At 75.8% G+C, this 1,782-nt stretch carries 2 protein-coding genes; one reads left to right on the top strand and one right to left on the bottom strand.

Features of this window, described 5'->3' with window-relative positions; all coding sequences use genetic code 11:
- The first annotated feature begins 176 nt into the window (after positions 1–176).
- Positions 177–1,484 carry a GAF domain-containing protein gene (locus ACFXGA_RS20200; RefSeq protein WP_378090019.1) on the top strand — a complete coding sequence of 436 codons (1,308 nt, stop codon included), beginning with the start codon at positions 177–179 and terminating at the stop codon, positions 1,482–1,484.
- An 86-nt stretch (positions 1,485–1,570) separates the two neighbouring features.
- On the opposite strand, the gene ACFXGA_RS20195 is transcribed toward ACFXGA_RS20200, so the two are convergent.
- The coding region (locus tag ACFXGA_RS20195; protein ID WP_378090017.1) for a hypothetical protein at positions 1,571–1,782 on the bottom strand (212 nt) is incomplete at its 5' end.

The raw sequence follows: 1,782 nt of genomic DNA, 5'->3' as shown, positions 1-1,782 counted from the left end.
ACCCACACCCCCCCCCGTCGCTCGCACCCGGCGGCGGGGGCGGGTCCCCCCCCGCCCGGGCCCCCCCCCGCCCCCCGCGGCGGCGCCCCCGCCCCGCCCGGCCGCGCCCGCCCGTCACGCGGTGGCGCGTCCCGGACATTAGGATTGGCGCCACAGGACGAGGAGTGGACCACACGATGACAACGGCATCAGACCGGCAGCCCTTCGACGCGGTCGCCCGACCGGCGGCCGAGGAGGATTTGCGGGTCTTGTTCGGGCAGTCCATCGCCGTGTTCGCTTCCCTGGTGGGGCCGGCGCACGTGGTGGAGACGGCGAACCACGCGTTCTTCGCCACCATCGGCGAGCACCGGGCGCGGACCGGCGTGCCGCTGGTGGAACTGATGCCCGAACTGGCCGATCAGGGTTTCATCGCCCTGCTCGACCAGGTCTACCGCACCGGCGAGTCCTACACCGGCCACGACGTCCGGGTCGTGCTCGACACCGGCCCGCAGGCGCGGGAGGTGTTCTTCGACTTCACCTACGAGCCGCGCCGCGACGGAGAGGGCAACGTCGTCGGCATCTGGGTGATCGGGGTGGAGACCACCCAGGTCAAGCACGCCCAGCACCTGATGACCGAGCACCGCGCGCTGCTCGAGCAGATCGCCCGCCAGGCGCCGTTGACCGACGTCCTCGACGGGATGGCGCGGTGCATCGAGAACCTCGCCCCGCAGGAGGTGCTCGTCTCCGTCCTGCTCGCCGACCCCGACGGGCGGCACCTGCGCCACGGGGCCGCGCCCAGCCTGCCCGACTTCTACAACGAGGCCATCGACGGGATCGCCACCGGCGAGGGCGTCGGCTCCTGCGGCACGGCCGCCCACCGCCGGGAACCGGTCGTCGTGACCGACATCGCGACCGACCCGTTCTGGGACGACTTCCGAGACCTGGCGGACCGGGCCGGGCTCGCCGCCTGCTGGTCCACGCCGATCCTGGCCCGCGACGGGAGCCTGCTGGGCACCTTCGCGATGTACCACCGGACCCCGCGCGCCCCGCAGGAGTCCGACCTCGCCCTGGCCCGCGTCTTCGCCGGCACCGCGGCCCTGGCCATCGAGCGCCACCACAGCGAGCAGGCGCGCCGTGACGCCGAAGCCCGCGCCGAAGCGGCCCACGCCGAGCTGACCAAGGCGATGCTCGCGGAGCGAGAGCTGCGCGCCGAAGCCGAGGAACGCGCCGCCGCCGCGGCCGACCTGGCCGACCGGATGCGTGCCGCCGCGGCCACGCAGGCCACCGTGCCCCATCCCCGGCAGTGCCAGCTGGGCGGCGCCGACGGGTGCGGCGAACCGGCCGAGCTGAAGGTCGCCGACGCCTGGGGTGACGCGGCCTGGGGTTGCCACGTCCACGCCGAGGAAGCCCTCCTCACCGTGCGGTCGGCGTTCATCGCCAGCGAGGAACTCGGCGGCCTGGCCGCCTACCTCAACCGCCGCCCGTCCCGAGCCCGCCGGACGTGACGTACCGCACCTGACGGGACCCGCGTCGTGCGGACGTCATCCCGGGAGTCCCCGTCCCGGCCCGGGATCCCGGAACGGGACGAGCCTCAGGCGCGAACGCAGAGCCACACCAGGGCCAGCACGACCACCGCGACCACGACCCCGGCCAGGGTGGCGAGCAGGCCGGCGCCGGCCGAGGCGCGGTGACGGGCGCGGCGTTCGGCGGCCCCCCCCAGCGCCGCCCCCACCCCCACACCACCCGCCCCCGCCCACCGGCCCCCCCCCGCGGCCACCCCACGCCGCCACCCCCGCGCGCCCA

Source organism: Actinosynnema sp. NPDC059335 (assembly GCF_042752395.1).
Taxonomy (GTDB): Bacteria; Actinomycetota; Actinomycetes; order Mycobacteriales; family Pseudonocardiaceae; genus Actinosynnema.
This window is presented reverse-complemented; position numbering and strand designations above follow the sequence as displayed.